This is a genomic window from Pigmentiphaga litoralis (genome assembly GCF_013408655.1).
GTDB classification, from domain to species: Bacteria; Pseudomonadota; Gammaproteobacteria; order Burkholderiales; family Burkholderiaceae_B; genus Pigmentiphaga; species Pigmentiphaga litoralis_A.
This window is the reverse complement of the sequence record NZ_JACCBP010000001.1, coordinates 825540-849827: the sequence shown is the minus strand read 5'-3', so window position 1 is coordinate 849827 and position 24288 is coordinate 825540. Positions and strand designations below refer to the sequence as shown.

At 64.9% G+C, this 24288-nt stretch carries 25 protein-coding genes; 5 read left to right on the top strand and 20 right to left on the bottom strand.

What is annotated here, in order from left to right; genetic code table 11:
* Window positions 1–18: 18 nt before the first annotated feature.
* The 10 genes from HD883_RS03695 to HD883_RS03650 form a co-directional block, all read right to left on the bottom strand.
* Window positions 19–219 carry a hypothetical protein gene (locus HD883_RS03695; protein ID WP_257021982.1) on the bottom strand — a complete coding sequence of 67 codons (201 nt, stop codon included), beginning with the start codon at window positions 217–219 and terminating at the stop codon, window positions 19–21.
* Complete coding sequence (locus tag HD883_RS03690; protein ID WP_179587773.1) at window positions 216–1385, bottom strand: zinc-dependent alcohol dehydrogenase; 1170 nt, start codon at window positions 1383–1385, stop codon at window positions 216–218. Before HD883_RS03690 ends, HD883_RS03695 begins: the two co-directional genes overlap by 4 nt.
* Before the next feature lie 205 nt (window positions 1386–1590).
* Window positions 1591–2604: an SDR family oxidoreductase gene (locus HD883_RS03685; protein ID WP_179587774.1), complete on the bottom strand. Its 1014-nt coding sequence runs from the start codon at window positions 2602–2604 to the stop codon at window positions 1591–1593.
* A 102-nt stretch (window positions 2605–2706) separates the two neighbouring features.
* Window positions 2707–3891: a GAF domain-containing sensor histidine kinase gene (locus HD883_RS03680; RefSeq protein ID WP_179587775.1), complete on the bottom strand. Its 1185-nt coding sequence runs from the start codon at window positions 3889–3891 to the stop codon at window positions 2707–2709.
* A gap of 120 nt (window positions 3892–4011) precedes the next feature.
* Window positions 4012–4713, bottom strand: coding sequence for a hypothetical protein (locus HD883_RS03675; protein WP_373563303.1), 702 nt, complete (start codon window positions 4711–4713; stop codon window positions 4012–4014).
* Window positions 4714–4953: 240 nt separating this feature from the next.
* Window positions 4954–5817, bottom strand: a complete 864-nt coding sequence (locus HD883_RS03670) for an isocitrate lyase/PEP mutase family protein (protein ID WP_179587776.1) — start codon at window positions 5815–5817, stop codon at window positions 4954–4956.
* Complete coding sequence (locus HD883_RS03665) at window positions 5807–6469, bottom strand: cysteine hydrolase family protein (RefSeq protein WP_257021981.1); 663 nt, start codon at window positions 6467–6469, stop codon at window positions 5807–5809. Before HD883_RS03665 ends, HD883_RS03670 begins: the two co-directional genes overlap by 11 nt.
* A complete protein-coding gene (locus HD883_RS03660; RefSeq protein ID WP_179587777.1) occupies window positions 6462–7097 on the bottom strand; it encodes a LeuD/DmdB family oxidoreductase small subunit in 636 nt (211 codons plus the stop codon). Before HD883_RS03660 ends, HD883_RS03665 begins: the two co-directional genes overlap by 8 nt.
* 44 nt (window positions 7098–7141) lie before the next feature.
* Window positions 7142–8419: a 3-isopropylmalate dehydratase large subunit gene (locus tag HD883_RS03655; RefSeq protein WP_179587778.1), complete on the bottom strand. Its 1278-nt coding sequence runs from the start codon at window positions 8417–8419 to the stop codon at window positions 7142–7144.
* Window positions 8420–8590: 171 nt separating this feature from the next.
* The gene (locus tag HD883_RS03650) at window positions 8591–9385 is read right to left on the bottom strand and encodes a GntR family transcriptional regulator (RefSeq protein ID WP_179587779.1); all 795 of its coding nucleotides are present in this window, start codon (window positions 9383–9385) and stop codon (window positions 8591–8593) included.
* A 109-nt stretch (window positions 9386–9494) separates the two neighbouring features.
* On the opposite strand from HD883_RS03650, the gene HD883_RS03645 reads away from it, so the two are divergent.
* Both HD883_RS03645 and HD883_RS03640 read left to right on the top strand, forming a co-directional pair.
* Window positions 9495–10544 carry a Bug family tripartite tricarboxylate transporter substrate binding protein gene (locus HD883_RS03645; protein WP_179587780.1) on the top strand — a complete coding sequence of 350 codons (1050 nt, stop codon included), beginning with the start codon at window positions 9495–9497 and terminating at the stop codon, window positions 10542–10544.
* A gap of 6 nt (window positions 10545–10550) precedes the next feature.
* The gene (locus HD883_RS03640) at window positions 10551–11312 is read left to right on the top strand and encodes a maleate cis-trans isomerase family protein (RefSeq protein ID WP_179587781.1); all 762 of its coding nucleotides are present in this window, start codon (window positions 10551–10553) and stop codon (window positions 11310–11312) included.
* Between the two features lie 105 nt (window positions 11313–11417).
* Here HD883_RS03640 and HD883_RS03635 read toward each other — a convergent pair whose 3' ends face one another.
* The 4 genes from HD883_RS03635 to HD883_RS03620 all read right to left on the bottom strand — a co-directional run bounded on the left by HD883_RS03635 (window position 11418) and on the right by HD883_RS03620 (window position 15264).
* Entirely contained in the window at window positions 11418–12626 is a 1209-nt protein-coding gene (locus HD883_RS03635; protein WP_218863256.1) for an FAD-dependent oxidoreductase, read from the bottom strand.
* Between the two features lie 247 nt (window positions 12627–12873).
* Window positions 12874–14064, bottom strand: a complete 1191-nt coding sequence (locus HD883_RS03630) for a 4-hydroxybenzoate 3-monooxygenase (RefSeq protein ID WP_179587783.1) — start codon at window positions 14062–14064, stop codon at window positions 12874–12876.
* Window positions 14061–14900 (bottom strand): class III extradiol dioxygenase family protein, encoded by an 840-nt coding sequence (locus tag HD883_RS03625; protein ID WP_179587784.1) that lies wholly within the window; start codon window positions 14898–14900, stop codon window positions 14061–14063. The genes HD883_RS03630 and HD883_RS03625 overlap by 4 nt, the downstream gene beginning before the upstream one ends.
* A 1-nt stretch (window position 14901) precedes the next feature.
* Entirely contained in the window at window positions 14902–15264 is a 363-nt protein-coding gene (locus HD883_RS03620; RefSeq protein WP_179587785.1) for a protocatechuate 3,4-dioxygenase, read from the bottom strand.
* A gap of 176 nt (window positions 15265–15440) precedes the next feature.
* Between HD883_RS03620 and HD883_RS03615 the strand changes: the two genes are divergently transcribed.
* Entirely contained in the window at window positions 15441–15989 is a 549-nt protein-coding gene (locus HD883_RS03615) for a MarR family winged helix-turn-helix transcriptional regulator (RefSeq protein WP_179587786.1), read from the top strand.
* Between the two features lie 28 nt (window positions 15990–16017).
* Here HD883_RS03615 and HD883_RS03610 read toward each other — a convergent pair whose 3' ends face one another.
* From HD883_RS03610 to HD883_RS03600, 3 genes are all read right to left on the bottom strand, one after another.
* Window positions 16018–17028, bottom strand: coding sequence for a Bug family tripartite tricarboxylate transporter substrate binding protein (locus tag HD883_RS03610; protein WP_179587787.1), 1011 nt, complete (start codon window positions 17026–17028; stop codon window positions 16018–16020).
* A gap of 49 nt (window positions 17029–17077) precedes the next feature.
* Window positions 17078–18121 carry an aromatic ring-hydroxylating dioxygenase subunit alpha gene (locus HD883_RS03605; protein ID WP_179587788.1) on the bottom strand — a complete coding sequence of 348 codons (1044 nt, stop codon included), beginning with the start codon at window positions 18119–18121 and terminating at the stop codon, window positions 17078–17080.
* A gap of 134 nt (window positions 18122–18255) precedes the next feature.
* Entirely contained in the window at window positions 18256–18948 is a 693-nt protein-coding gene (locus tag HD883_RS03600; RefSeq protein ID WP_257021980.1) for a DUF2325 domain-containing protein, read from the bottom strand.
* Between the two features lie 116 nt (window positions 18949–19064).
* On the opposite strand from HD883_RS03600, the gene HD883_RS03595 reads away from it, so the two are divergent.
* The gene (locus HD883_RS03595; RefSeq protein ID WP_179587789.1) at window positions 19065–20423 is read left to right on the top strand and encodes a leucine-rich repeat-containing protein kinase family protein; all 1359 of its coding nucleotides are present in this window, start codon (window positions 19065–19067) and stop codon (window positions 20421–20423) included.
* Between the two features lie 51 nt (window positions 20424–20474).
* Here the strand turns inward: HD883_RS03595 and HD883_RS03590 are convergent, their stop codons facing one another.
* Together HD883_RS03590 and HD883_RS03585 are read right to left on the bottom strand one after the other, a co-directional pair.
* On the bottom strand, window positions 20475–21695 hold the full coding sequence (locus HD883_RS03590; RefSeq protein ID WP_257021979.1) for an ABC transporter substrate-binding protein: 1221 nt from the start codon (window positions 21693–21695) through the stop codon (window positions 20475–20477).
* Window positions 21696–21771: 76 nt separating this feature from the next.
* A complete protein-coding gene (locus tag HD883_RS03585) occupies window positions 21772–22809 on the bottom strand; it encodes an aromatic ring-hydroxylating dioxygenase subunit alpha (RefSeq protein WP_179587790.1) in 1038 nt (345 codons plus the stop codon).
* A gap of 117 nt (window positions 22810–22926) precedes the next feature.
* Here HD883_RS03585 and HD883_RS03580 point away from each other — a divergent pair, with 117 nt between their 5' ends.
* Window positions 22927–23574 (top strand): TetR/AcrR family transcriptional regulator, encoded by a 648-nt coding sequence (locus HD883_RS03580; protein ID WP_179587791.1) that lies wholly within the window; start codon window positions 22927–22929, stop codon window positions 23572–23574.
* A 40-nt stretch (window positions 23575–23614) separates the two neighbouring features.
* Here HD883_RS03580 and maiA read toward each other — a convergent pair whose 3' ends face one another.
* On the bottom strand, window positions 23615–24286 hold the full coding sequence (gene maiA / locus HD883_RS03575; protein WP_179587792.1) for a maleylacetoacetate isomerase: 672 nt from the start codon (window positions 24284–24286) through the stop codon (window positions 23615–23617).
* Window positions 24287–24288: the final 2 nt, after the last annotated feature.

The following is a 24288-nucleotide window of genomic DNA, read 5'->3' as shown; positions in this document are numbered from 1 at the left end:
CAGGCGCCGGCGCCGTGCTCAAGCGTCGCCGATATTCACCGTCACGACACCGCTTCCGCCGCACGCCTCGCAGGGCTGACCCGCCTGCGTGCCGCTGCCGCCGCACGCCGGGCACGTGTTCTCGCCCGTGCCCGGGGTGCCCTCGGGCACCTCGTCACCCGGTCGGGACGCAACGTCGCCCGGCACGATCGGCGCCATCATGCGCGACGGCCCCCTCATGGTTTCAACACCACTTTCACGCAGCCATCCTTCTTGTCGCGGAAGGTCTCGTACATGCCCGGCCCGTCTTTCAAGGACATGGTGTGCGTGATCACGAACGACGGATCGATCTTGCCTTCTTCGATCAGGCGCAACAGGTCATCGGTCCACTTGGCCACGTGGGTCTGTCCCATCTTCCACGTCAGCCCCTTGTTCATCGAGGCGCCAAACGGGATCTTGTCGACCAGTCCGCCATACACCCCGGGGATCGACAAGGTGCCGCCGGGCCGGCACACATAGATCATCTCGCGCAGCACGTGCGGCCGGTCGCTTTCGGCCATCACCGCCTGCTTGGCGCGGTCGACCATGCTGTCCAGGGACCGCGTCACGTGCGCCTCGAGGCCGACAGCGTCGATACATTTCTCGGGACCCTTCCCCTGCGTCAGCTCGCCCAGCCGATCGAGCACGCTCTCTTCATCGAAATTGATGGGGATCGCGCCGCCCGCCGCGGCCATCTGGAGACGTTCCGGCACGCGGTCGATGCAGATGACCTGCTTGGCGCCCAGCAGCACCGCGCTGCGGATGGTCATCTGCCCGACCGGGCCGGCGCCCCAGATGGCGACCGTATCCGTCGGTTCGATGTCGCATTGCACCGCGGCCTGCCAGCCGGTGGGAAAGATGTCCCCAAGGAACAGCACCTGTTCGTCGCTCAACGTGCTCGGCACCTTGACGTGCGTCGTGTCCGCATAGGGAACGCGGACGTACTCGGCCTGGCCGCCGGGGTAGCCGCCGGTCAGGTGGGTATAGCCGAACAGGCCGGCCGTGGTGTGGCCGAACATCTTGTCCGCCAGATTCTTGTTGCGGTTGGTTCGCTCGCAAACCGAAAAGTTGCCACGGCGGCACTGATCGCACTGGCCGCAGGTAATCGTGAACGGCACCACGACGCGATCGCCGACCTTGAGCTTGCGGGTCTCCTTGCCGACCTCGACGATCTCGCCCATGAACTCGTGGCCCATGATGTCGCCATGCTTCATGCCGGGCATGAAGCCATCGAACAAATGGAGGTCCGAGCCGCATATGGCGCAAGACGACACTTTCAATATCGCGTCGCCCGCATCCTCGATTTCAGGGTCGGGCGCATCGTCATACCGGATATCCTTCTTTCCATGCCACCGTAATGCTTTCATCATCGAGCTCCTTTTAGCGTTACCGGCGCCGCAACGGAAAGCGAACGAGACCGGCAGGCGGCATGACGCAATGACCATGCCGCGGTATGGTCTCGCGCACGCTTGCCAATGAGCCCTTACGCCAGGGCAAGCATTGCTCATCGTCGGAAAATATCGCTCATCGACAGGCTCGTGTCGGGCCATGCAAAGCGCGTGCAGTCGACGGCTACCGCCGCCGCATGTACTGCGCACCCGCCGAGACCGCGGACACCACCAGTACCGCCGCGGCGCCCCACAACAGCGGCCGCCCCGTTGTCGTCAAGGTCGTGTAGTAACTGCGGCTGCGAACCATGCGCGGCTCGTTCAGGCGCCCGCCTGCATCGTGTCGGGGCGCGTACAGCGCGCCTTCATGCTGTCCCGATGCCGTATCGCTGCGCTGCTGGTTGCGCATCACCGGGCCCAGCAGCAGGTCAGTCAGCTTGGGCATGCGGCGGGCAAAGGCGGACGTCATCTTCGACGCGCTGCCCACGTAGATGTCGCGTTGCGGATGCGCCGCCGCATACACAATGGCGCGCGCCACGGTCTCGGGGGCATACAGCGGAGGTGGCAGACGCGGCTCGACGTCCATGTAGTTCTTGGCGTTCTCGACAAACGACGTATCGATCGACGCCGGCTTGATCAGCGTCACCGACACCGGCAGGCCTTCGCCTTCGATCTCCATCCGCAGGGCATCCGTATAGCCCTTGACCGCGTGCTTGGACGCCGCATACGCGCCCTGCAGCGGCAAGGCCACATCCGACACTTCACTGCCCAGGTTGATGAGCGCACCGCCATGCTCGCGCAGCACTGACAGCGCCTTGAGCGAGCCGTACACCACGCCCCAGAAATTGGTCTCGAACAATTGCCGCTGGTCTTCGACCGACACCTGGTCCAGCTTGCCGAAGATCGAGACACCGGCGTTGTTCACCCAGGTATCCACGCGACCAAAACGCTCCATCGCGGCCGTCAGGATCTGATCATGGCTTTGCTGCTTGCCCACATCGACCGCGCACGAAATGGCCTCGGCGCCGTCCGCTGTCAGCGTGGCGACCAGGCTTTCGAGTGCGCTTGCATCGCGCGCAACCAGGACCAGTCTGGCCCCCTGCTTCGCGGCCAGTTCGGCGGTCGCGCGGCCAATGCCGCTGCTCGCGCCGGTGATGACCATGACTTGTTCAGATACGGGTTTGAGTTTGATCGCCATGGATATGCTCCGAAAGGGTGGCAGCCTGCGCGGGGTGGCAGGCATCGACCAGGTCGAGAGCAAGGACTGCGCCGGAGGGCGAACCTCAGGCAAGGCCAGGGATCAGACAGCGCCGGTGGCGCAGCTCATGCGGAAGGTGAAGCGGGTCTCGTCGACATTCGACACCACGTCCAGGCTGCCGCTATGGGCGCGGGCGATTTCCGAAACGATGTACAGACCCAGGCCCAGCCCTTCGGTTCGCGAGTCGGTCGCACGCACAAAAGGCTGGAACAGCTGCGCCAGGGTCTGCGGCGACATGGGCGTGCCATGGTTGATGACGGACAGTTCCAGGACGCCGCCGGTCGTCGACGCGGCCACATGGACCGGGCGGCTGGTGTCGCCATGCGTCAACGCGTTCGCAAGCAGGTTGGACAGCAACTGGCCGATGCGGCCCGGGTCGCACGCCACCGATTCGGTCATCGACAGGCTGGACGTGATCAGGCGGTCAGGCCACGCCACGCGCAGTTCGGACACCACCTGCTCGATCGTGGGTTGCAACGGTACGTTGTCTTGCCGCACCAGGCCCAGGCCGCCACCCAGGCGCCCCCGCGCAAAGTCCATGACATCATCGATCAGGCGCGCCATGCGCTGCACGCTCTTGCTGATCATGCCGACCATGGTGGACGCGCGGGTATCCAGCGGCGCGTGCGCCAGCACTTGCGCGCCCGCCGCGATCGACGCCAGCGGATTGCGCAAGTCATGCCCCAATACCGCAATGAACTGCTCCCGCAGTTCTGCCCGTTCGCGTTCGTCCAGCAAGGCGGCCTCGCTGGTGGCCAGGCGTTGCTGCGCATCCAGCTCCGACCCGATCAAATCGGCAAACAGCCGGAACATGCTGATCACTTCGTCGTTCTTGAGTTGCGCGGGACGGGGGTCGATCGCGCACAAGGTGCCGAAGAATTCTCCCGACCGCCGATAGATCGGCATCGAGATATAGCTTTGAAAGCCATAACGCGCCGGGGTGTGGTGAGTGCAAAAGTCGGGATCGGAGGCCACCTCGTCGATGACCACAGGTTCGCCGTTGGTGTAGATCTCGCTGCAGATGGTCGAATCGAGGTCAAGCTCGCCGCCCGGGTGGAGCCCGAACTGGATGTCGTCCCGCACGGCGCACGCAATCCAGCGGCTGTCTGTCACCCGCGCGACGGCGGCGAAACCCATACCCGTCACCTTGCAGATCACCGACAGGATCGTCGGAACGCCATCCAGGCGGCCGATCGCCGCCACATCCGCCTGAAGCTCGCTATCCACTTCGTTGCCTGACACCCTGTTGCGCCTTCGCAGCTACGTAATTTTGCATAATAGTGGATATCGTGAGAATTCCAGCCCACGTGTCGGTTCCGCGACGGATTAGGTCTCCACCCTCCCGGGCTAACGCACGGGCAGGAAACGAAAGAACATGAAGTTCTGCGCGTAGTTGATGCCGATCCGGCGGGTGTTCTCGCCCAGCAGGTTGGCCACCAGATCCAGCCGGCCGATCAGCGCGCCAAACTCGCGTTCAAAGCTCAGGTTCACCCCTCGCTCGGTCATCTCGTTGGCCAGCAGCAGGGGCTGCCCCGCGGCATCGCGCCGGGTGGCCAACAGCCAGGCCGCGGCTTCGACATTGCGCGCCGCGTTATAGACGTGATCGGCCGACAACAGGTCAAACGCGTAAAACCGCGTCTTGCCGTCATGGGCGGCGATGATGGTGTCGGCCATGCCGTAGACGAACGCCGCCACCCGATCGCCCGCGTAATTGGGATCCAGCGCGGCGGCCAGCAACTGGATATCGCGCAGGCCGGCCACGCTGGGCGGCGGCGTGCGCGACTCGATCGACAGGCGCACGGCCGCGATCGCCTCTTCCAGACTGCCCTTGCCGGACTTGCGCCATTCACGGGGATTGCGGCGATACAGCTTGCCCATCAGGTTGACCAGGCTCGATAGGTTGTCGCGCATGGCGATCGTCAGCGTCCGGTTGAAATCCGTCTGGGCCACCTGATCCGAGCTGAGGTCTTCGGTGCCGCGCATCGAGGGGTCGAACGGCAGGCTGGGATGCGTGGATCCGCAGCCCGCAAGAAGATGTGCTGTCAGCACGCTGATGATCAGCGCACTGACGGTGGACGCGCGTCGCGACGGTGGGCAGACAGCGCTGACGGACGGATCCGGCGCGGGCGTAGGCGTGGGCAAGGACAGAAGCGATCGGGCGGCGTGCAAAATTGCAGGCGTACGCTACAACAAAGCATCCGGCGGTGGGTGCCCGCCGCCACGCCGAGTTGTATCCAGCCGTTCCGGTGCGCCGCGGCCGGGTGCCACCCAGGCCGGCGGGCCAGGGGCTCAGCCCTCGTAGCGCTTGCCCTGGGCCAGCAGTTCCGGCGTTCCCAGCACCTCGTTCAGCCCATCGAAATCCAGCATGCGTTCGCGAAACGGCGTGGTCGTCCGGTGCGTCTTCAGGCTGCCGTAGTAATCCTGCAAGGTATGCGCCACTGCCCGCGCCGCGCCGCCCGGGAAGATGGCGATGCGGAAACCATGCCGCTGCAATTGGTCGGCATCCTGGATCGGGGTCTTGCCGCCTTCGACCATATTCGCCAGCAGCGGCACGCGGGAAGCAAAGCGTGCGCACGCGGCATCCATTTGCTCGGGCGTGCGCAAGGCCTCGATGAACAAGGCGTCCACCCCGGCTTCCAGATACTGCTCGGCCCGGTCCAGCGCAGCGTCCAGGCCTTCCACCGCAACCGCGTCGGTGCGCGCCAGGATCAGCGTGGCGGGGGAATGCCGCGCGTCCACCGCCGCCTTCAGCTTGCCGACCATTTCCCTTGCAGGGATCACCGACTTGCCGTCCAGATGTCCGCAGCGTTTCGGAAAGCCCTGGTCTTCGATCTGGATGACCGCGGCGCCTGCCCGCTCGAATCCGCGCACGGTCCGCATCACGTTCAACGCGTTGCCAAAGCCCGTATCGGCATCCACGATCACGGGCAATGCGACCCGCTCCGTAATACGCGCCAGGGTCTCTTCCACCTCGGAAAACGTGGTCAGCCCCACGTCCGATCGGCCAAGCCGCGTGTAGGCGACCGACGCGCCCGACAGATACAAGGCCTCAAAGCCGGTCTGTTCCGCAATCAGCGCGGTAAAGGCGTCGTAGACACCGGGCGCCAGCACGATGTCCGGCGACGCCAGGCGGGTTTTCAGGTCATGAGGCATGACGGGCTGTCCTTGGGTAGTTGAATCCTGCAACCACCTGGTCGCAGGTCAGGATATCGGCAATGGTCGCCAGGTCGGCCAATGACGCGGCGTGCACGGATTCCTTGAATGCCGCGCAGCCGTCCGACATGACCACCGTGTGGAACTCGCGCATGTGGGCCTCTCGTGCCGTGCTGGCCACGCCGCCGTTGGTCACGATGCCGCACACGATGACGCAATCGATGCCGGCATGCCGCAACACCCAGTCGAGTTGCGTGTTGAAGAAGGCCGAATAGGCGACCTTGGCGAATGCCACGTCGATCAATCCGTCCAGTTCGGCCACATTGGCCTGCCCCTTGCTGCCGGGTGCAAAGTCGCCGCGCTGCAAGAACGGCCGCAGCTGCAGCAGGTGCGGGGCGATCATCGGTTCGCCTCGCGCGTCCGGCCACAGCGTGAACTGGCTGGCGACCACCATGCCGCCGGCGGCCTTGACGACGCGTGCCACCTCGGCCACCCGTGGTGGCAAGGCGGCGGCCGCGGCACTGGTTGCGCCCCCGCGCGCATAGGCGCCATCGGGGGCCAGGAAATCGTTTTGCAGATCCACGATCAGGAGCGCGGTGCGCGCGCCGTCGAACGTGTGACTGTCATTGGCGGGCAGCATCGCATCAGCCATGGGTCAGCTCCTTTCCGTAACGGCGCGCCAGCTGGTTCAGCAAGCCACCCGCCTGCGCCATGTCCACCAGAAATGACGGGATCGGGGCGCACCGCAAGGTGCGTCCATCGGCGGCAAGAATCTCGGGGATGACCTGACCCTCGGTTGCCGGCACGTGCAGCGCGATGGCCTCGCCTTCCTCCAGTACGTCGACGTCCGGGCACGTGAGCAGCATCAGCCCCAGGTTGAACGCATTCCGAAAGAACAGGCCACCGTACGACGGCGCGATCACGGCTGCAACGCCCAGCGTCACCAGCGCACCCGCCGCCTGCTCGCGCGATGACCCGATGCCAAAATTCGGTCCCGCCACCAGCACGTCGCCTCTCTGCACGGTACTGGCAAACTCCGGGCGGACCGACTCCAGGCAATGGGTCGCGATCACGTCGATGCCGTGTTTCATCACATACCCGGGCGCCAGCAGGTCGGTGTCGATGTCGGCACCCAGCTTCCAGACGCGATGTCGCGCAGTGCTAGTTTGGGCATCGCTGGATGCGGATGCCGCCGTCGCATTCGATGATGCGGCCGCCGTCGCATTCGATGATGCGGCCGATGTCGCATTCGATGTCGCGGCCGATGTCGCAGTCGACATTGCGCCCGATCCTGCCGCCGATCCGGCCGTGTTCGATTCCCTGCTCATGCCAGCACCTCTCTCGGGTCAGTCACGCTGCCGCGCAGCGCCGACGCCGCCACGGTGTAGGGCGAGGCCAGATACACCTGCGCCGTGGCCGATCCCATCCGTCCCTTGAAGTTGCGCGCGGTGGTCGAGATCACGACGTCCCCATCGCCCATCGGACTGCCATACCCCGCACAGGCGCCGCACGACGTCGGGTACAGCTCTGCCCCTGCGTCGCGCAAAATCTGCAGGTCCCCCGACGCCTGGGCCGCTTCCTGGTCGCGCAGGCTGGCCGGCGCCACGATCAGGCGGACCCCGCTTGCCACCTTGCGTCCCCGCAGCACGCTGGCGGCTGCCTGCATGTCTTCCCGCTTTGCGCCGGTGCACGCGCCAATGTAGGCGACCTGAATCGCGGTACCGCGATGCGTATCCACCGGATGGCTGTTGGCCGGACTGTGCGGCGCCGCCACCATGGGTGGCAGGGTCGATGCATCGAAGTCATGCCGCGTCACGCGGGCATCCGCATCCGTAAACCACGGACCCGTGTCGACACCCGGCGCCCCATGCGCCGCCAGCCACTCGGCCGTTACCGCATCAGGCGCGATCAGTCCGACTTGCGACCCCAGCTCGGCGCTCATGTTCGACAGCGTCATGCGCTCTTCCATCGACAACGCCGTCACGGCGGGGCCGCAGAATTCCACCGCCTGGTAGTCGCCGCCGTTCATGCCGAACCGGGCCAGCATGTGCAGCATCATGTCCTTGGCCGTCACCCCTGCCGCCAGATGGCCCGACCAATGCATCTGGATCGTCTCGGGCACCCGCAACCAGATCTCGCCCGTCACGACCGCGCCCAGCATCTCGGTGCTGCCCACGCCGAACATATATGCGCCGAACGCACCGCCCGTGGGCGAATGGCTATCGCCACCCACGCACATCATGCCGGGCCGGATGTGTCCGTGCTGGGGCACCACCACATGGCAGATGCCCATGCTGTCATACACATTGGGCAGGGCCTGCTCGGCCGCCCATTCGCGCGCGATGCGGACAATGCGGCGCGAGTCGTCATCACGTTCGGGCACGTAGTGGTCCATGACCAGCACCACCCGCTGCGGATCCCAGATGTGCGCGCCCAATTGCTCCAGCATGGGCTTGAGGCGGCGGGGGCCGGACGAATCATGGAACATGGCCAGATCGACACGGCAGGTCACGATGTCGCCAGGAACGACTCGATCAGTGCCAGCGGCGCGGGCAATCAGCTTTTGCGCCAGCGTCTGGCCGGCGGACGACGTGAGGGGCATGCGTGCCTCCTGGGAATCGCGGACAAGCCCGGCGCATTCCCCCGTACGAAGGCAGCACACGGCCAGGCAACCGGCATGATGCCGGGCTGGTCATATTGTACTGTCAATAGAACAATTGTTTTTCGGGCGGAGGGCAGGGATTACCCCGCCCTGCCCGGATGCACCGTCAGGTCAATCCCGCCCCGTTGCCGGAGACGACCGATGATTTGCCACCCACACCTTGGCGTCGATATCACCGACCCGTGACAGGTCCATCTCGTATTCGTAGCGGTCGGGCCGGTACAGACCCTGCAACCACAGCACCGGGCGCTCTTCGGTGTCGAACACCACCCGGTTCACCGACAGCAGCGCCGAGCCAAGCGGCACATCCAGCGCCGTTGCCACCGCGGCGTCAGCCTGCTTGGCCGAAATGCTTTGCGTGGCGCGGCCGATATCGATGCCGCTTTCTTCCAGCAGCACCAGGATGGCTTTCTTGCCCAGCTGCTTGCGGCCCAGCCCCCGTGCCAGCGCATGCGGCACCCAGGTGGTGATGTGCGACACCGGACCCGCCCGGGTGCTGCGCACACGCACCGCACGCAGCACCTCGGCCCGCGACGCGACCTGCAACGTTTGCGCAACCGGACCGCTGGCTTCCACCGTCTCGTGCTCCAGCACCTTGACGGTCGTATCCAGGCTGGCCGCCACGATGTTGTCCAGCAGTCCTGTCAGGCGCGACGTGCTGGCCTTGACCGGCACGGCATCGTCGGGGGCATGCACACGGCGCGTGCCGCGACCGGCGGCACGCTCGATCAGCCCTTCGGCCGACAGGTTTTCAAGGGCCTTGCGCATCGTGGCGCGCGAGACGCCGAACTCCTCCATCAATTCCATTTCACCGGGGACACGAACGTCGTAAAGTCCGTCACGCAGCCGTTCTTTCAACACGAGATAGACGCTGTGGTACTTGGGGAGAGGCAGGGACTGCTGCATAGGAAATGGCACTCTGTCTTATTGTCTGTCTAATAGAACATTTGTCTTGACGCCGCGATGACACGTGCCCGACTATTTGCTTATTCCAAACAGCTGCGGGGCATGAGTCATGGGCAATCATAGTACAGGTGGGTCGGGCAAAAGGGCGCAGCCTGCGCCCCTGGCGCGCGGTGCGCAACGCCGCGCCTTCGTGCTCTCTGGCCTGGCCGTGACCGTGGCCATGACGCTGGCCGGCGCCACGTCGGCGATGGCCGCGCAGCCGGTCTATCCCGACCGCCCGATCACGCTGATCGTGCCCTTCAGCCCCGGCGGATCCACCGACATCATCGGCCGTCTGGTGGCCAACAGCCTTGGCGAAGTCCTGGGCAAGACCATCGTGGTTGAAAACAAGGGCGGCGCCGCCTCCATCCTGGGGACCGACCTGGGCGCCAAGGCGGCGCCCAACGGCTACACCCTGGTCATGACCAACGGCGCCGCCATCACCACCGGCCCGCTGCTTGGCCAGAAGACCCCCTACAAGCCGATCGACGACTTCACGCACATCATGCTGCTCGGCACCTTTCCGAATGGCCTGATCGTGCGGGCCAACCACCCCGCCAAAGACTTCAAGGAATTCCTGGACCTGGCCCGCAAGGCCGGGGGCAGCTACAACTATGGATCGGCCGGCGTCGGCTCGGCAGGCTTCCTGACCGGCGAGCAGCTCAAGCAGCGCGCCAACATCCAGATGACCCACGTGCCCTACAAGGGCACCGGCCCCGCCATGAACGACCTGCTCGGCGGCCAGATCGATGCGATCTTCAACAACATTGCCGTGGCGTCGGTCCAGGCGCGTGCCGGCAACGTGCGCGTGCTCGCCGTCAGCGGCCCCAAGCGCGTGTCGGCGTTTCCCGATGTGCCCACCATGGACGAAGTCGTGCCTGGTACGGTTGGCGAAGCCTGGTTCGGTGTCTCGGCACCGGCCGGTACCCCGCAACCCATCGTCGACACCCTGACTGCCGCGCTGACCAAAGTCATGGCCAACGCCGACTTCCGCGCCAAGCTGCTGGAACAGGGGCTGGTGTCGGTAGCCGCGCCGCAAGCCCAGTTCGTCCAGTTCATCAAGGATGAAGACCGCAAGTGGGCGCCCATCATCAAGTCCGCGAACATCAAGCTGGATTGATCGCCCGTGCCCGTCGAATACGCCCCCAAAGGCCTGGTCGGCCTGCTCACGCCGCAAGCCAATACCACCGTCGAACCGGAATACGCCATTCTTTTGCCCGCCGGCTACGCGCACATCAACGCACGCATGATGAGCGACAAGTCCAGCATCGAAGCGCGCCTGGTGGACTACGTGGACCAGCTGGACACCGCCTGCGACCAGTTCGCCAACGCGCCCATTGACGCGATTGCCGTCGGCACCACCGGCGCGTCCTATATGGTCGGCAAGGAACGCGAAGCCCGCGTGCTGGGCGAGATCGAAGCCAAGCGCGGCGTGCATGCCTTCACCGCTGCCACGGCCGTGGTCGATGCCTTGAAAGAACTCGGCGCGACCCGCATCGCGCTGGCCTCGCCCTACCCCGCCTCGCTGACGCAAGCCGGCGTGCGCTATTGGGAATCACGCGGCCTGACCGTGTCCAAGGTCGCATCCGGCGAATTGGACGACAGCCAGTTCCATCCCATTTACTCCATGAAGGCGGGTGCCGCCGGCGCCTTGCTCGAAGGCCTCGCCGACGATGCCGACGCCATCGTCATGCTGGGCACCGGCATGCCCACGCTCGGGCCTCTGCTGCAAGCCAACGTGCACTCCAAAGTTCCCGTGCTGTCCTGCATGCTGTGCCTCGGCTGGAAGGCCGTGGCCGCCTTGGCGCCTGAGCAGACACGGCTGGAAACGTGGATCCGCGGCGACCACTGGCGGGAGCGATTTGAACGCCAACAGGTGTCCGGATGAGGGCGGCCACCCCGCTCCACCCCGCACTTGCCTTCAACGTCCACCGTCCATGAAAAAGGCCGCGGCATCTTCCGATGCCGCGGCCATTTTTTTATTGCGCCCGAATCAAGCGATCTCGTTCGATTCCCTTAGCCCGGTAATCATCGAGGTTTCGAGCAAGTATTCGCGCGCCTGCACCGGGTCATTCGCCTTGCGCATCAGCCCGTGCAAGGTCTCGCGGCGTTTCTCTTCGCCACGTTCCTGCATGCGCGCCCGATTGCGGCCCGACTGCTCCAGCACGTGCTTGATGGCGATCGGACGGCGCTGCCGCTGATACTGCTCCAGCAGGTCAGCCGACTCACCTTCCAGAATCCGCTTGAGCTTGTCGCTCAGATTGAAGGCATCGTGGATACCGCCATTCATGCCCATGCCGCCACTCGGGCTGTTCACGTGCGCCGCGTCGCCGGCCAGCACGATGCGGCCGTGCACATACCGGTCCACCACACGCTGGTGGATGCGATAGGGACGGATCTCCATCACGTTATAAGGCACGTCGCGCGGATAGATGTGCTGCAGCTTGCGCTCGATCGACGGCGGGGTGATCGCCTCTTCCAGCGTCTCGCCTTCCCACGGGTACAGGCTCACTCGCCAGATACCGGGCAGCCGCAACAGGCTGAATGTGCCCGTCTCGGCCCAGCAATAATTGATGTACGAGAGCGTCGGAATATGTTCGTGAAACGGAAAATCCGTCGTCGCCAGCACGGTCGTTTCAGGAAAGGTATGCCCTTCAAACGACAACGACAGCGCATCGCGCACCGTGCTGCGCGCCCCGTCGGCGCCCACCAGATAGCGGCCCGTCAGCGTGCGCGGCGTGCCGTCCTCGGCCTGCACCTGTGCCGTGACCGACTCGGCATCCTGCGCCACCGACAGCAGCTTGTAGCCCATCAATAGTTCAACGTTCGGCAGGTTCTCGCGAATGTGTTCGATCAGGTATTCGGCCAGTTTCCACTGCTCGGTCTGCAGCCTATACGGGTGCGCCGTATCGTCCTTCAGCACCGACAGATCGAATTCCGCGTATTCGCTGGTCGCATGCATGCGCACCTGCCACGTCGGCGCCACCAGCCCTGCTTCGATCAGGCGCGGCGTGATGCCGTACGCGTCGAGCATGTCGAGCGTTGGCGGATGGAAGGTCGATGCCTTCAATGCCCGCGACACGGTCGCATCGGACTCGACCACCACCACGTCGATCCCGAAGTGCCCCAGCCGCATTGCCGTGACCAGCCCCACCGGGCCGCCCCCGACAACGATCACCTTGGGCCGGTCCGCCCCGCTCACGCCATGCCTCGGATCATCAGTGTCTTCCTGAAATCGGGAGCCCCGCCCATGCGGGATCAACCGGTCACGGCACTGCCATGACACGGGCATTTCACATGTTTTTCAATTGACCTGTCAATAGGACAAAGTGTTTGTCCCCCCATGGCGCTGCGCGCCTCCCCCAGGGGCGACACTGGCGGACTGGCGGAGCCAGATCCGCTGTGTCCTGGTGGGAACATGCGCTTTTGCGTGACAGGAGGTAGCGGGGTCAGATCGCGTAAGGTAGGCCGGTGAAGTTTTCGGAGAAGGCCAGGCGGCCGGCGTGGGTGCCGGTCAGGGTGTCCAGGTCGGCGCGTTGCAGGCGGCGTTCGAAGGCGCCTTGGCCGGGGAACTGGTGGACCATGGTGCAGAGACCGGCCGAGAAGCGCTGGACCAGCCACATGCGTTCCAGGCACAGCGCGGAGTACTGGTCGAGCACGTCGGTCGATGCGCGGCGGTAGAAATCAAGGATGCCGCGGCTCAATACTCGGATGTCGGCGACCGCGGCGTTGAGCCCCTTGGCGCCGGTGGGCGGCACGATGTGCGCGGCGTCGCCCGCCAGGAACAGGCGGCCGTGCTGCATGGGCTCGGACAGGAAGCTGCGCATGCCGGTCACGCCCTTCTGGGTAATGCGGCCCTCGATCAGCGGCGGCATGTCGTCGACGTCCAGTCGTTCGTGCAGGGTGTGCCAGATCCGGTCATCGGACCAGTTCTCGGGCTTGTCGTCGGGCGCGCATTGAAGATACAGGCGGCTGACGGTAGACGAACGGAAACTCAACATCGCAAATCCCGATTCATGACAGCCCCAGGTCACGGTCGGGGCGGCAGGCGGGACCTCGGCCAGGATGCCCAACCACGCGAATGGGTAGATGCGGTCGTAGCTGGTCCGCGCGTCCGCGGGCATGGCCTCGCGGCTCAGGCCGCGAAAGCCGTCGCAGCCGGCCACGATGTCACAACGCAGCTGATGGGGTTCGCCATCGACTTCGTAATGCACCACCGGCCGGCTGGTTGTCAGGTCGTCCAGCTGCGTGACGGGCGTGTCGAACCACACCTGCCCCCCTGCTTCCAGCCTGGCGCGGATCAGGTCGGTCACGACCTCGTGCTGGGGGTACACCATCACCTGCCGGCCACCGGTCTCGTGCGTAAAGTCGATCAGGTGGGACCGGCGTCCGAATCGGAAATCGATCGCCGTCTGCGGCATGCCGCGCGCCGCCATCCCCGCGCCCAGGCCGGCATCCCGCAGGGTGTCGACGGTGCCCTGCTCCAGCACGCCGGCACGCAAGCGGCTTTGTACATGGTCCTGGCTTCGGTGCTCCAGCACGACAGACTCGATCCCTTCCAGATGCAGCAGGTGCGACAGCAACAGTCCCGCCGGGCCACCCCCGACGATCGCGACCTGCGTCCGGTCTGTCCGCGTCATGGCCGCTCCTCCAGCGTGATGAGGCCCATGCCTGTCGTCATCGGTGCGTAGTAGTTGCGGTGCACACGCGACGCACCGGCCGACAGGGCACCGCGCATGACCAGCCACATGATGAGTTCGATACCTTCTGCACCGAACCGCTCCATGAATTCCTGATGCGTCAACGCCGCCAGGCTGTCGGGATCGGTTTCGATCCGGTCCAGGAAGTTCTGGTCCCAGGCTTCGTTCATTTCGCCAAAGTGTTTTCCCGTCAGCTGGTGCGACATGCCACCCGTGCCCAGGATCACGACCTTGATGTCCTTGGGATAGCTGTCGACCGCACGACGGATGGCCTGCCCCAGGCGCAGGCACCGGCGTGCCGTGGGCAACGGGTGCTGCAGCACGTTGACCGCAATCGGCACCGATGCGACCGGCCAGGTGTCGTCGTGGTCGAAACACAAATGCATCGGCACCAGAAAGCCGTGCTCGACCCGCATCTCCTGGCACACCGTGATATCGAATTCGTCGTACACCAGCGACTCGCACAGGTGCTGCGAAAACTGCAGATCGCCGCGAATGGCAGGGAACGGCCGGGTGCCAAAGCCCTCGTCTGCAATGGCGTAGCTGTCCGCTGCGCCGACTGCGAAGGTCGGGTATTTGTCAAAGAAGAAATCCGCGCCATGGTCGTTGTAGACCATGATCGCGACATCGGGCTTGATCTCTTTCAGCCATTCGCGCACGGGCACGTAGGCATCGAACAGCGGCCGCCATGCAGGCGTGGCCTGCTTGCCGCGGTCATGCGCCCCGCCAATCGACGGGACATGCGACGTGCCGATTCCAGCAATGAGGGTGCCCATGTCAGACCGCTCCGTGATCGTTGCGTGTTTCAAGGAACTGCTCGTAGGTTTCACCGCGCATGGATGCGCCCATGCGGTACAGACCGTTGCCGGTGACGACGCCCAGCTTGAGCAGGAAGTAGATGTTGGCGCCTGCGTCGAGCAGGCCGCCAAAATCGCGGGCCAGTACGAGCGCCTTCTGTTCCGGGCTAAGGTCATAGGCCGCCAGGTAGGCCTCTTCATCCGCCTGGTAGGCCGCCCTGTTCTCGGGCGAGGTCAGGGAATTGCACATCTTGTTGATGCGATAGCCCGCCCACGACAGGGGCAGGTCGAACACCAGCGACTCGTTGATGGGCCGCGATCGGTCTCGTTGAGGTGTCGTCATGAAGGCATTCTCCAGTGGGGGCCAGACAGCATCGTTGCAACGGGCAAGCCAGTGTCGGGACGGCGGCGTGCAAGGGCCCGGGACGTCTTGCCGCTGTCAGGCTTTTTATGGAGAATGACTCTAGCGCCCAACCGATTGATTGTTCTATACAACTTCCGCCAGCCGGGGTCATGACCATGTCTTTCAAACACCCCACTGTCTGCAACGACCTGCTGAACTATCGCCTGGCGCGCCTGCTCGGCAGCAGCGGCGCACCAATCATCCGCATCTGCGAGGGGCGCTACGGCATCACGCGCAGGGAATGGCGGCTGATCGCGATGCTTGCCGACTTCGGGCCGTTGTCGCCCTCCGCGCTGGCCGACCACGCGCATACCGATCGCCCGCTGGTGTCGCGCGCGATCAATGATCTGGTCGACAAGGGACTGGTGTCGCGCATCGTGTCGCCCGACGACAAACGCCGTGCCAGCGTCGCGCTGACCGACAAGGGGCGCGAGCTGCACGGCGAACTGTTTCCACAAACGGCGACCATCAATGCAAGCGTGCTGGCCTCATTGAGCGAAGAGGAACTGAAGGTGTTCGACCACGCGCTCGACGTGCTGACCGAGGCGGCGGCCCGCCTGAACCAGGAATATGCATTGACTGAGAGAGCCGACCGCCATCGTGGCGGCAGCCGCCGCCACCTGCACGGTCAGGCTACGGCGACCACACTCAGCGACCTGTGGTGAGCCCCGAGGTGCGCGTCATCCACCGACTTCATTTGCCTGCGCCGGTTGCCTTGATCAGGCGTCCCCACTTGCTTGCTTCGTCCTTCTGGAACGCGGCAAGCTCGTCGGGCGTGGTCGCGGCGAGCGTCACCCCTTCCTGGATGAACGTATCCCGAATGGCCGGTTGCGCCAGCGCGCGGCGCATCTCCTGGTTGAGTTTGGCAACGATCGCATCGGGCGTGCCCTTGGGCGTATACAGCGCGAACCACAAGGCGATCTCGTAGCCCGGCACGCCCGCCTCATTCATGGTCGGCAAGTCGGGGGCCGAAGGCGAACGTTCGCGGCTGGTCACGGCCAGGCCTTTGAGCTTGCCCGACCGCACCAGCGGCATGCCGATCGCGACCGAATCGAACACCATATCGACATGGTTGCCCATGACATCGGCCAACGCCTGCGCGGGGCCTTTCGCGGGCACGTGGACCATGTCGATACCCGCCAGCATCTTGAAGTATTCGCCTGCCATATGACCTGAGGTTCCCACGCCTTGGGAACTGTAATTCAGGCTTCCGGGGCGGCTCTTTGCCAGCTTGACCAGGTCCTGCACCGAATTGACGGGCAACGCCGGATTGACCAGCAGCACACTGGGCACGGTCGCAAGCAGCGTGACAGGTTTGAAGTCCTTCACGGCGTCGTAGGGCAGCGGTTCGAGCAGCGTGACGTTGATGGCGTGCGTGGCGTGCGTACCCATCAGCACCGTATAGCCGTCACCCGGCGCCTTGGCGGCCAGGTCGGCACCGATGGTGCCGCCTGCCCCGCCGCGATTCTCGACCACGACCGGCTGCTTCCACGATTCGGTCATTTCGTGCGCGAGCGAGCGCGCCAGTTTGTCGGTCAGTCCCCCCGCCGTGAAGGGCACGATGAACCGGATAGGCTTGGACGGATAAGGTTCCGCCGATTCTGCGTGGACCTGCGGACAGGCTGCGGCGGCAACCATGGCCAGTGGCATCAGCCAGTGCCGGGCGCGCGCCTGCAGTGCTGCGGAAAGACGAAGATGCGACATGATCTGCTCCTTGGATGGGACGACGGAAAGCTTGCGTACGGTGGGCAAATCAGGCGGACACGTGCCGGGGCAAGCCAGCGTCGGCTTCGGCCTCGGCCAATTTTTCGATCTTGCGGCGTGCTCGTGTCGGACCGGTATCGATGGCCAGCCAGGTGTGCTGACGCTTGCCGGTGGCGTCCTGCTCGCGCTGGATGGCGGTCACGACGACGTTGTCTTCCTCGAATGTCGCGCTCATCGCAGCAACGAGCCGGGCTTCCAGCGCCGCATCGCCCACACCAAAGTTCCGGACATGCATCCAGAAGAAGTGGGTCGATTGGTCGGACTCCGGGGTCAGGAATTTGTAGCTGTAGGCGCGCAGCCCGCGATCCATATTGGCCTCGGTATGCGCCTGGCCCGCGTCCATCGTGACCACGTCCACCCGCGACACGCAGGGCGGATAGAAGATGTAGCGCTGGCACCGGTCGGTCAGGCCGGCGAACTTGCCGTTGACGCGGTCGGCGGGCGGCGGTTCGGCATCCACCGTCCAGCGATAGGCGACGATGAAGTCGTCTTCCTCTTCGATAAGGATGGGCACGTCGCTGGAAGCGGGATTGCCGATGGTGCGCGGGTGCACGAAGGTGGTGTGCGCGGGGTCTTGCAGGTTTTCGACGATATTCAGGTAGTGGGATCCATGCCGCTGGTAGTCGCCCCACACCACCGCCCAGCCGTCTTCCTCGAAGCGCTGAACGGGAATGATGCGATCCGGATCGGCCTCTTCGGGCTGCCCCATCCAGATCCATGTCGCACCGTACCGTTCGACCAGCGGAAAGTGGCGCACACAGGCGGTCGATGGAATACGGGACTGCCCGGGCACGTGGACACAGGTGCCCGCTGCGTCGTAGCGCAGGCCGTGATAGCCGCACTCGATCGTGTCGCCCACCACCCTTCCCATCGACAACGGAAGCAGCCTGTGCGCGCACCGGTCAAGCAACGCAACAGGCGACCCATCTTCTTTCCGGAATGCCACGATGGGCTCATCGAGCACACGGCGCGCCAGCGGCGTGCGGCCGATTTCGCTGGACCACGCCAGCACATACCATGCATGTCTTACCACGCTTTCCACCTTGCCGCCCTCCCGATACCTTCAGGTTCACCGGTTGCCTGCAGGCATGGCAACCTCGATTGGGCGGACTCTAGCTTGCGTCCGAACGATTGTTCTATACAACTATCCGGCGCTGGAAAGCCGTGTCACGCGGAGGTGCGCGCACGCACCAAAATGGTCCGGGGCGCGGCGACCTCGACGCACTGTTTGCCCGTGCGGCGGCAGTGGTCCTGCGCGCGCCAGAAGCTGCCATGCCCGATGCACCCCGTCTGGCAAATCACCAGGTCGGCCTGCACCAGGCTGGCTTCGAGCACGGCCGGGTCGGCGTCGTCCGCGCCATCGTGCTGCAGGAAGCGGCCGCCCGACGTTTCGATCCAGCGCCGCGTGGCGATGCCGTCGGCGGGGTCCTGTCCGATCCACAGCACCGCCCGCTTGCGCACGTTGATCGCCGGCAGCGGCAACGCGGGTGAAGTTGCCGCTGCGACGGCAGACGCCGCGCCCCGCGGCTGCCCCCACGGCTGCCCCCACCCCCGGGCGCGTTCGCGCGTCAGGGCCTGGATGCGATGCACCAGCATGTCGATGTGGCGCACCAGCGCCAGCCGGCGGGGCAGGCCCGGAATGCTGTTGGCCAGCGCGGCGTGATCCTCGCGCGCGAAGGCCAGGGCCGTGTCGCGCGCGATCACCGCGGCGCGCAGGCGCATGATCTCGGCATCGCGATCGTCGATGGCCTGTTGCCGTTCCTGCAGCAGGCGCGAGCAGCGCTTCTGCACGCGACCGTAATGCCGCAGCAGACGGGCGTGTTCATCGATGATCCGTTCCATGTCGACGGTGATTGGCATGGTGCGCTCCCAGGGTCAAGCCACGGAGTATAAATGAGAATCATTCGCTAAAACTCCACTAGGTCCCCCGCCGGGTATCATCGCGGGTTACCCCGCCCTCCCCCTGGCAACGATACGTGGACACCCTGACCCCATTGCGCGCCGGCCAGCTTGCCGGCATCCAGCGTCTGAGCCTGTCGGCCGGCCTGACCGAGATTCCCGACGAGGTCTATGGCCTGGCGGACAGCCTGGAAATCCTGGACCTGTCGAACAACGCCTTGCGCGATCTGCCGCATGACCTGTCGCGACTGACGAAATTGCGCGTCATCTTCCTGTCGAACAATGCCTTCGAACACGTGCCCGAAGTCCTGGGGACCTTGCCCTCGCTGACCATGGTCGGCTTCAAGGCCAACCGCATCCGCCATCTGCCCGCCGCGTCGCTGCCGCCGCACCTGCGCTGGCTGATCCTGACCGACAACGATCTTGACACCCTTCCCGATGCGCTGGGCCACTGCACCGATATCCAGAAGCTGATGCTGGCCGGGAACCGGCTGTCGGCCTTGCCGAACAGCATGGCGGCCTGCCACAAGCTGGAACTGCTGCGCATTGCCGCCAACCGGTTTGAATCCCTGCCCGACTGGCTGTTCGACCTGCCGCGCCTGTCGTGGCTGGCGTACGCCGGCAACCCGTGCTGCCGGATGGATGACGCGGCCGTGGCGGCGCAGGCGCGGGTCGGCGCGGTGTCCTGGAATCGGCTCGCCCTGAAACAGGTGCTGGGACAAGGAGCGTCGGGCGTGATTCATCAGGCGGACCTGATGGCGGACACCGGTTCGCATGACAGCGCGGCGGCCATGCCCCGTAACGTCGCCGTCAAGATCTACAAGGGCGCGGTGACCAGTGACGGGTCGCCCGAAAGCGAGATGGCGGCCTGCGTCGCCGCCGGCGCCCATCCCCATCTGATCCCGCTGGAAGCAACACTGGCCGACCACCCGGCCGGCACGCCGGGCCTGGTCATGTCGTTGATCGACCCGGGCTTTACCGACCTGGCGGGGCCGCCCAGCCTGGCCAGTTGCACGCGCGACGTGTACGCACCGGGCACCGTGTTCACGGTGGAGACTGCCCGCCGTATCGCCGCCGGCATTGCGTCAGCCGCCGCGCATCTGCATGCGCTGGGCATCATGCACGGCGACTTGTATGGCCACAATATTCTGCGCAACACGCAAGGCGACAGCCTGCTGGGTGACTTCGGCGCAGCGTCGTTTTATGCCTTGGGCGACGCGCAGCGTGCAACGGCGCTGCAACGCCTGGAAGTCCGCGCGTTTGGTTGCCTGCTGGAAGAATTGATCGCGCAGGTGGATCCGGAAGCCGCCGCGCCAGGCGACAAGCAGGCCTCATCGCGGCTTGCACGCATGATCGCCCTGCGCGACGCCTGCCTGTCACCTGTGCCCACCCAGCGCCCTTTGTTCCCGGAGATCGCGGCAGCGCTGGCCGAATAAATCCGCGCCGACGCAGACCGCACCGGGTTTGTCACCGTCGACACAGGTGGTTCAGCTCTTCATCTTGCACAAGCCCTGGTAGGCATCCTGATAGTCCTTCAACGGCGTGGCCAGGGTCTTGAGCGAGTTGCGGCCCTGCGCGTCTTTTGCGACCTGCACGACGTGCATGGACTGCACCGGAAAGTGGTTGGTGCCAAAGCGGAAGTTCCCGCGCACGGACTTGAAGTCCGCCGCCTTCAGTGCCGCGGCAAACGCCTTCTTGTCGTCGACCTTGCCATTGACTTTGGCAATCGCCGAATCCAGCAACTGCGCAGCGTCGTAGCTCTGCGCCGCATAGTTCGACGGAATGCGTTTGTACTTCGCCTCGAAGGCCTGCACGAAATTCTTGCTGGCCGCATTGTCGAAGTCAGGCGCCCAGAAGCTGCCGCTGACCATGCCGACCGCCGCATCGCCGATGGCAGGCAAGGACAGCGCGTCCACCGTGAACACCGACAACAGCGGCAGGGTCTTCATCAGGCCCGCCTGCGCATACTGCTTGGCGAACGCGATGCCCAGGCCGCCGGGAAAGAACGCAAACACCGCATCGGGTTTGGCAGCCGCGATTTGCGAGAGCTCCGCCGCAAAGTCCAGCTGCGACAACGAGGTGTAGACCTCGTCAACCACCGGCGTCGTATAGAAACGCTTGAAGCCCGCCACCGTGTCCTTGCCCGCCTGGTAATTCGGCGCCATCGTCACGACCCGCTTGTAGCCCTTTTCCTGCGCATACTTGCCAATGGCTTCGGCGGCCTGGTCACCCTGCCATGACGTGATGAACTGATACGGCGAACACTGCGCGCCCGCAATCTGCGACGGCCCCGCGTTCGATCCGATCAGGAACACTTCCTTGTCGGTGATGGTCTTGTGCACGGCCATCATGACGTTCGAGAACGACACGCCCGTAATGATGGACACCTTTTCGCGCTCGATCAGCCGGCGCGCCACCTGGTTGGCGACCTCCGGCTTCATCTGGCTGTCTTCCTTGATCAATTGGATCGGGTAGCCGCCCAGCTTCCTGCCATTGCGTTCCACCAGCAGCTTGAAGCCGTCCAGCTGATCCTGCCCCACCCCCGCTGTCGATCCCGACAGCTCGCCAATGAAGCCGATGCGGATCGGCGCGGCACCCGCGGCCGCAGCCGGCGCCGCCCCTTGCGCCCCCGCCGCCGTTGCCGCACAGCCCATGGCTGCCACCGCGACTGCAATGGCACCCTTTGCCTTGTTCCACGTTCCTGTCATGCCTGTCTCCTGCCTGCCTTGTTGGCGTATCGCAGCGTGTGTGCGGTCGCTGTTGTCGTCGTGCAAAAAAACCCGGTCAGGCGGTCTGTTCCGCTTCGGCCTGCAAGCGCCGCGTAATCGCGCGGCGCATCCGCACCGGCCCCAGGTCGATGCTCAGCAGCACCGGCTTCAATGACCAGAAGTCGGCATCGCCGATCGCTTCCTGCTGCGCGTCGATGATGGGCTTGTCCTGCATCTCGAAGGCGTAACGCCGCAGCGCCCGGAACTTCTCGTCCGTTTCCGGGGACATGCGCGTGCCGATCGGCATGGCCGCGGCAAAGTGGTAATGGGTGGTGCGTTCGGTCTCGGGCGTCAGGATGTGCACGCCGTAATACCAGCCGTGGTCTTCGCGCTGCGCCGCGCCTGCCTCGTGCACGCCCGAATCCAGCAGGAAGCAGCTGGGTGGCATCCACAGCATCCGGGTCCACATGTCGACCGGCTTGCCATCCTGGCGGTACAGCATGTTGAAGATGCCCGGCGGCGTGACGGAAGGCATCCAGCGGTTGCACAACAGATGGTCGCCCTCTTCTTCCACCACCTGGTCGGCGCCCGCCTGCTCGGGGCTGCCCAGGTAGCCGTCGTGCAGGTAGGTGATGTGGCTCAGATCCAGCAGGTTTTCACCCATCAGCTCGTAGTTGGCCTGGATGTGCAGATACCCGCGGCTGCTCGTGAACGCCGCCGTGTCGTCCAGCACGCCGTAGTCCGGAATCAGGGACGCGTCGGCCGGCGCATCGCCCATCCAGATCCACATCATCCCGTGCCGCTCATGCACCGGATAGGCCGCCACGCGCGCCGCTTCGGGCACGCGCCCGTCGCCATGCGGGTTCTTGACGCACCGGCCCGAACAGTCGAACTGCAGCCCGTGATAGAGGCACTCGATGCGATCGTCAACGATCTTGCCCAGGTGCAGGGGGATGAAGCGATGCGCGCAGCGGTCTTGCAGCGCGACGGGCGTGCCGTCCGCCTTGCGATAGAACACCACGCGTTCGCCCAGCAATTGCCGATGGAACATTTCGCCAGCCTTGACCTCGTCGGCCCAGCCCGCGACATACCAGGCGTTCTTGATGAAAGCCATGTGTCACCTCCACTATCGTTATGTGCTGAAATCCTATCACATACAGAGTGAACGGTTTGTTTTATTGCGGACGAATGGCGCGGTGATTACCCGAAGGGCTGAGGCTATACTCGCCGCATGCCCGCCCAGCCCTCGCCCGCCCCCGCCCTGCCCCCTCGCCGCAAGCAGGAAGACCGCACGCGCGAGGCCAAGGAAAAGTTGCTGTCCGCAACCATTGATGTCTTCATGCGGTCAGGCTACAGCGGCCTGACCACGAAGGAAGTCGCGCGCACGGCCGGGCTGTCGAACGGCGCGTTGATGCATCACTACGCCAACAAGGCGGAATTGGTGGTTGCCGCCACCGCGGCCATCTACGACGAAGCGATTGTGCGCGGGCAGCGCGTGGCGCGCAGTGCCGAAGCCGGCCGCAAGCCGATCGAAGGCTTCATTGCTGACTGCCTGAGCGTGTATTTCGACTGGCCGTTCATTGCCGCGCTGGAAGCCATCGTGGCGGCGCGGACCGACCCGGAACTGATGGCGCGCATCCTGCCGGTCATGGACCATTACCGGCAGTCCACCAACGCATTGTGGCTGGACGTGTTTCGCGACGCGGGGCTGACCCCGAAGGAAGCGCGGCTGGTGCTGAACCTGACGCTGAACATGATCCGCGGCATGGCCGTGAACCGCATGTGGCAGCAGGATGAATCGCACTACCGCGCGTACCTGAAGGACTGGGTCAAGCTGGTGCACGAGCGCTATCCGGCGCTCGCCGCGAAAGAAGGCTGAGGGCGCCCTGCCCGCAACGCCTTCAGGCGCCCCCTTCCCCTTATTCCGCGTCGGGCTGACGCGACGGATGCGCCGCCTGGAACGCCGGCACGGCCTCGCAGGCATCCACAATCGCCGTCACGGTCGGATACGGCGTCAGATCCAGCGCAAACCGCTTGGCATTGAATACCTGAGGCACCAGGCAGCAGTCCGCCAGCGTCGGCGTGTCGCCAAAGCAGAACTGCCCACGGCGCGGGGACGCCGACAGCTCCGCTTCCAGCCCCGCAAGGCCCAGGCCCAGCCAGTGATGGATCCACGCCGTCTTGGCCGCTTCGTCCAGGCCCAGCGTACCGGTCAGGTACTTCAGTACGCGCAGGTTGTTGATCGGATGCATTTCGCATGCGATCAGCATGGCCAGCTGGCGTACATAGGCACGGTCGCCCAGGTCCGACGGCAGCAGGGGATGTTCGGGATACGCCTCTTCCAGGTATTCCAGCATCGCCATCGACTGATGGATTTCGTGGCCCTGGTCATTCAGCACCGGCACCAGCGCATGCGGGTTCCTGGCCCGAAAGGCCGGCGCGAACTGCTCGCCACCGTTGCGGGTCAGGTGCACAGGCACGTAGTCATAGGGCAGCCCCTTCAGGTTCAGGGCGATACGGACGCGGTACGCCGACGAGCTGCGAAAGTAGTTGTGCAGCACACGGTCAGTGGCTGGCGCGGCGTGGGCCATGG

Excerpts from the sequence above, each read along its gene's own strand:
- HD883_RS03695 (WP_257021982.1), bottom strand. The coding sequence starts at position 219 with ATGAGGGGGCCGTCGCGCATGATGGCGCCGATCGTGCCGGGCGACGTT.
- HD883_RS03690 (WP_179587773.1), bottom strand. The coding sequence starts at position 1,385 with ATGAAAGCATTACGGTGGCATGGAAAGAAGGATATCCGGTATGACGAT.
- HD883_RS03685 (WP_179587774.1), bottom strand. The coding sequence starts at position 2,604 with ATGGCGATCAAACTCAAACCCGTATCTGAACAAGTCATGGTCATCACC.
- HD883_RS03670 (WP_179587776.1), bottom strand. The coding sequence starts at position 5,817 with ATGCCTCATGACCTGAAAACCCGCCTGGCGTCGCCGGACATCGTGCTG.
- HD883_RS03665 (WP_257021981.1), bottom strand. The coding sequence starts at position 6,469 with ATGGCTGATGCGATGCTGCCCGCCAATGACAGTCACACGTTCGACGGC.
- HD883_RS03660 (WP_179587777.1), bottom strand. The coding sequence starts at position 7,097 with ATGTCGACTGCGACATCGGCCGCGACATCGAATGCGACATCGGCCGCA.
- HD883_RS03655 (WP_179587778.1), bottom strand. The coding sequence starts at position 8,419 with ATGCCCCTCACGTCGTCCGCCGGCCAGACGCTGGCGCAAAAGCTGATT.
- HD883_RS03650 (WP_179587779.1), bottom strand. The coding sequence starts at position 9,385 with ATGCAGCAGTCCCTGCCTCTCCCCAAGTACCACAGCGTCTATCTCGTG.
- HD883_RS03645 (WP_179587780.1), top strand. The coding sequence starts at position 9,495 with ATGGGCAATCATAGTACAGGTGGGTCGGGCAAAAGGGCGCAGCCTGCG.
- HD883_RS03630 (WP_179587783.1), bottom strand. The coding sequence starts at position 14,064 with ATGACGCGGACAGACCGGACGCAGGTCGCGATCGTCGGGGGTGGCCCG.
- HD883_RS03625 (WP_179587784.1), bottom strand. The coding sequence starts at position 14,900 with ATGGGCACCCTCATTGCTGGAATCGGCACGTCGCATGTCCCGTCGATT.
- HD883_RS03620 (WP_179587785.1), bottom strand. The coding sequence starts at position 15,264 with ATGACGACACCTCAACGAGACCGATCGCGGCCCATCAACGAGTCGCTG.
- HD883_RS03615 (WP_179587786.1), top strand. The coding sequence starts at position 15,441 with ATGTCTTTCAAACACCCCACTGTCTGCAACGACCTGCTGAACTATCGC.
- HD883_RS03610 (WP_179587787.1), bottom strand. The coding sequence starts at position 17,028 with ATGTCGCATCTTCGTCTTTCCGCAGCACTGCAGGCGCGCGCCCGGCAC.
- HD883_RS03600 (WP_257021980.1), bottom strand. The coding sequence starts at position 18,948 with ATGCCAATCACCGTCGACATGGAACGGATCATCGATGAACACGCCCGT.
- HD883_RS03590 (WP_257021979.1), bottom strand. The coding sequence starts at position 21,695 with ATGACAGGAACGTGGAACAAGGCAAAGGGTGCCATTGCAGTCGCGGTG.
- HD883_RS03585 (WP_179587790.1), bottom strand. The coding sequence starts at position 22,809 with ATGGCTTTCATCAAGAACGCCTGGTATGTCGCGGGCTGGGCCGACGAG.
- HD883_RS03580 (WP_179587791.1), top strand. The coding sequence starts at position 22,927 with ATGCCCGCCCAGCCCTCGCCCGCCCCCGCCCTGCCCCCTCGCCGCAAG.
- maiA (WP_179587792.1), bottom strand. The coding sequence starts at position 24,286 with ATGGCCCACGCCGCGCCAGCCACTGACCGTGTGCTGCACAACTACTTT.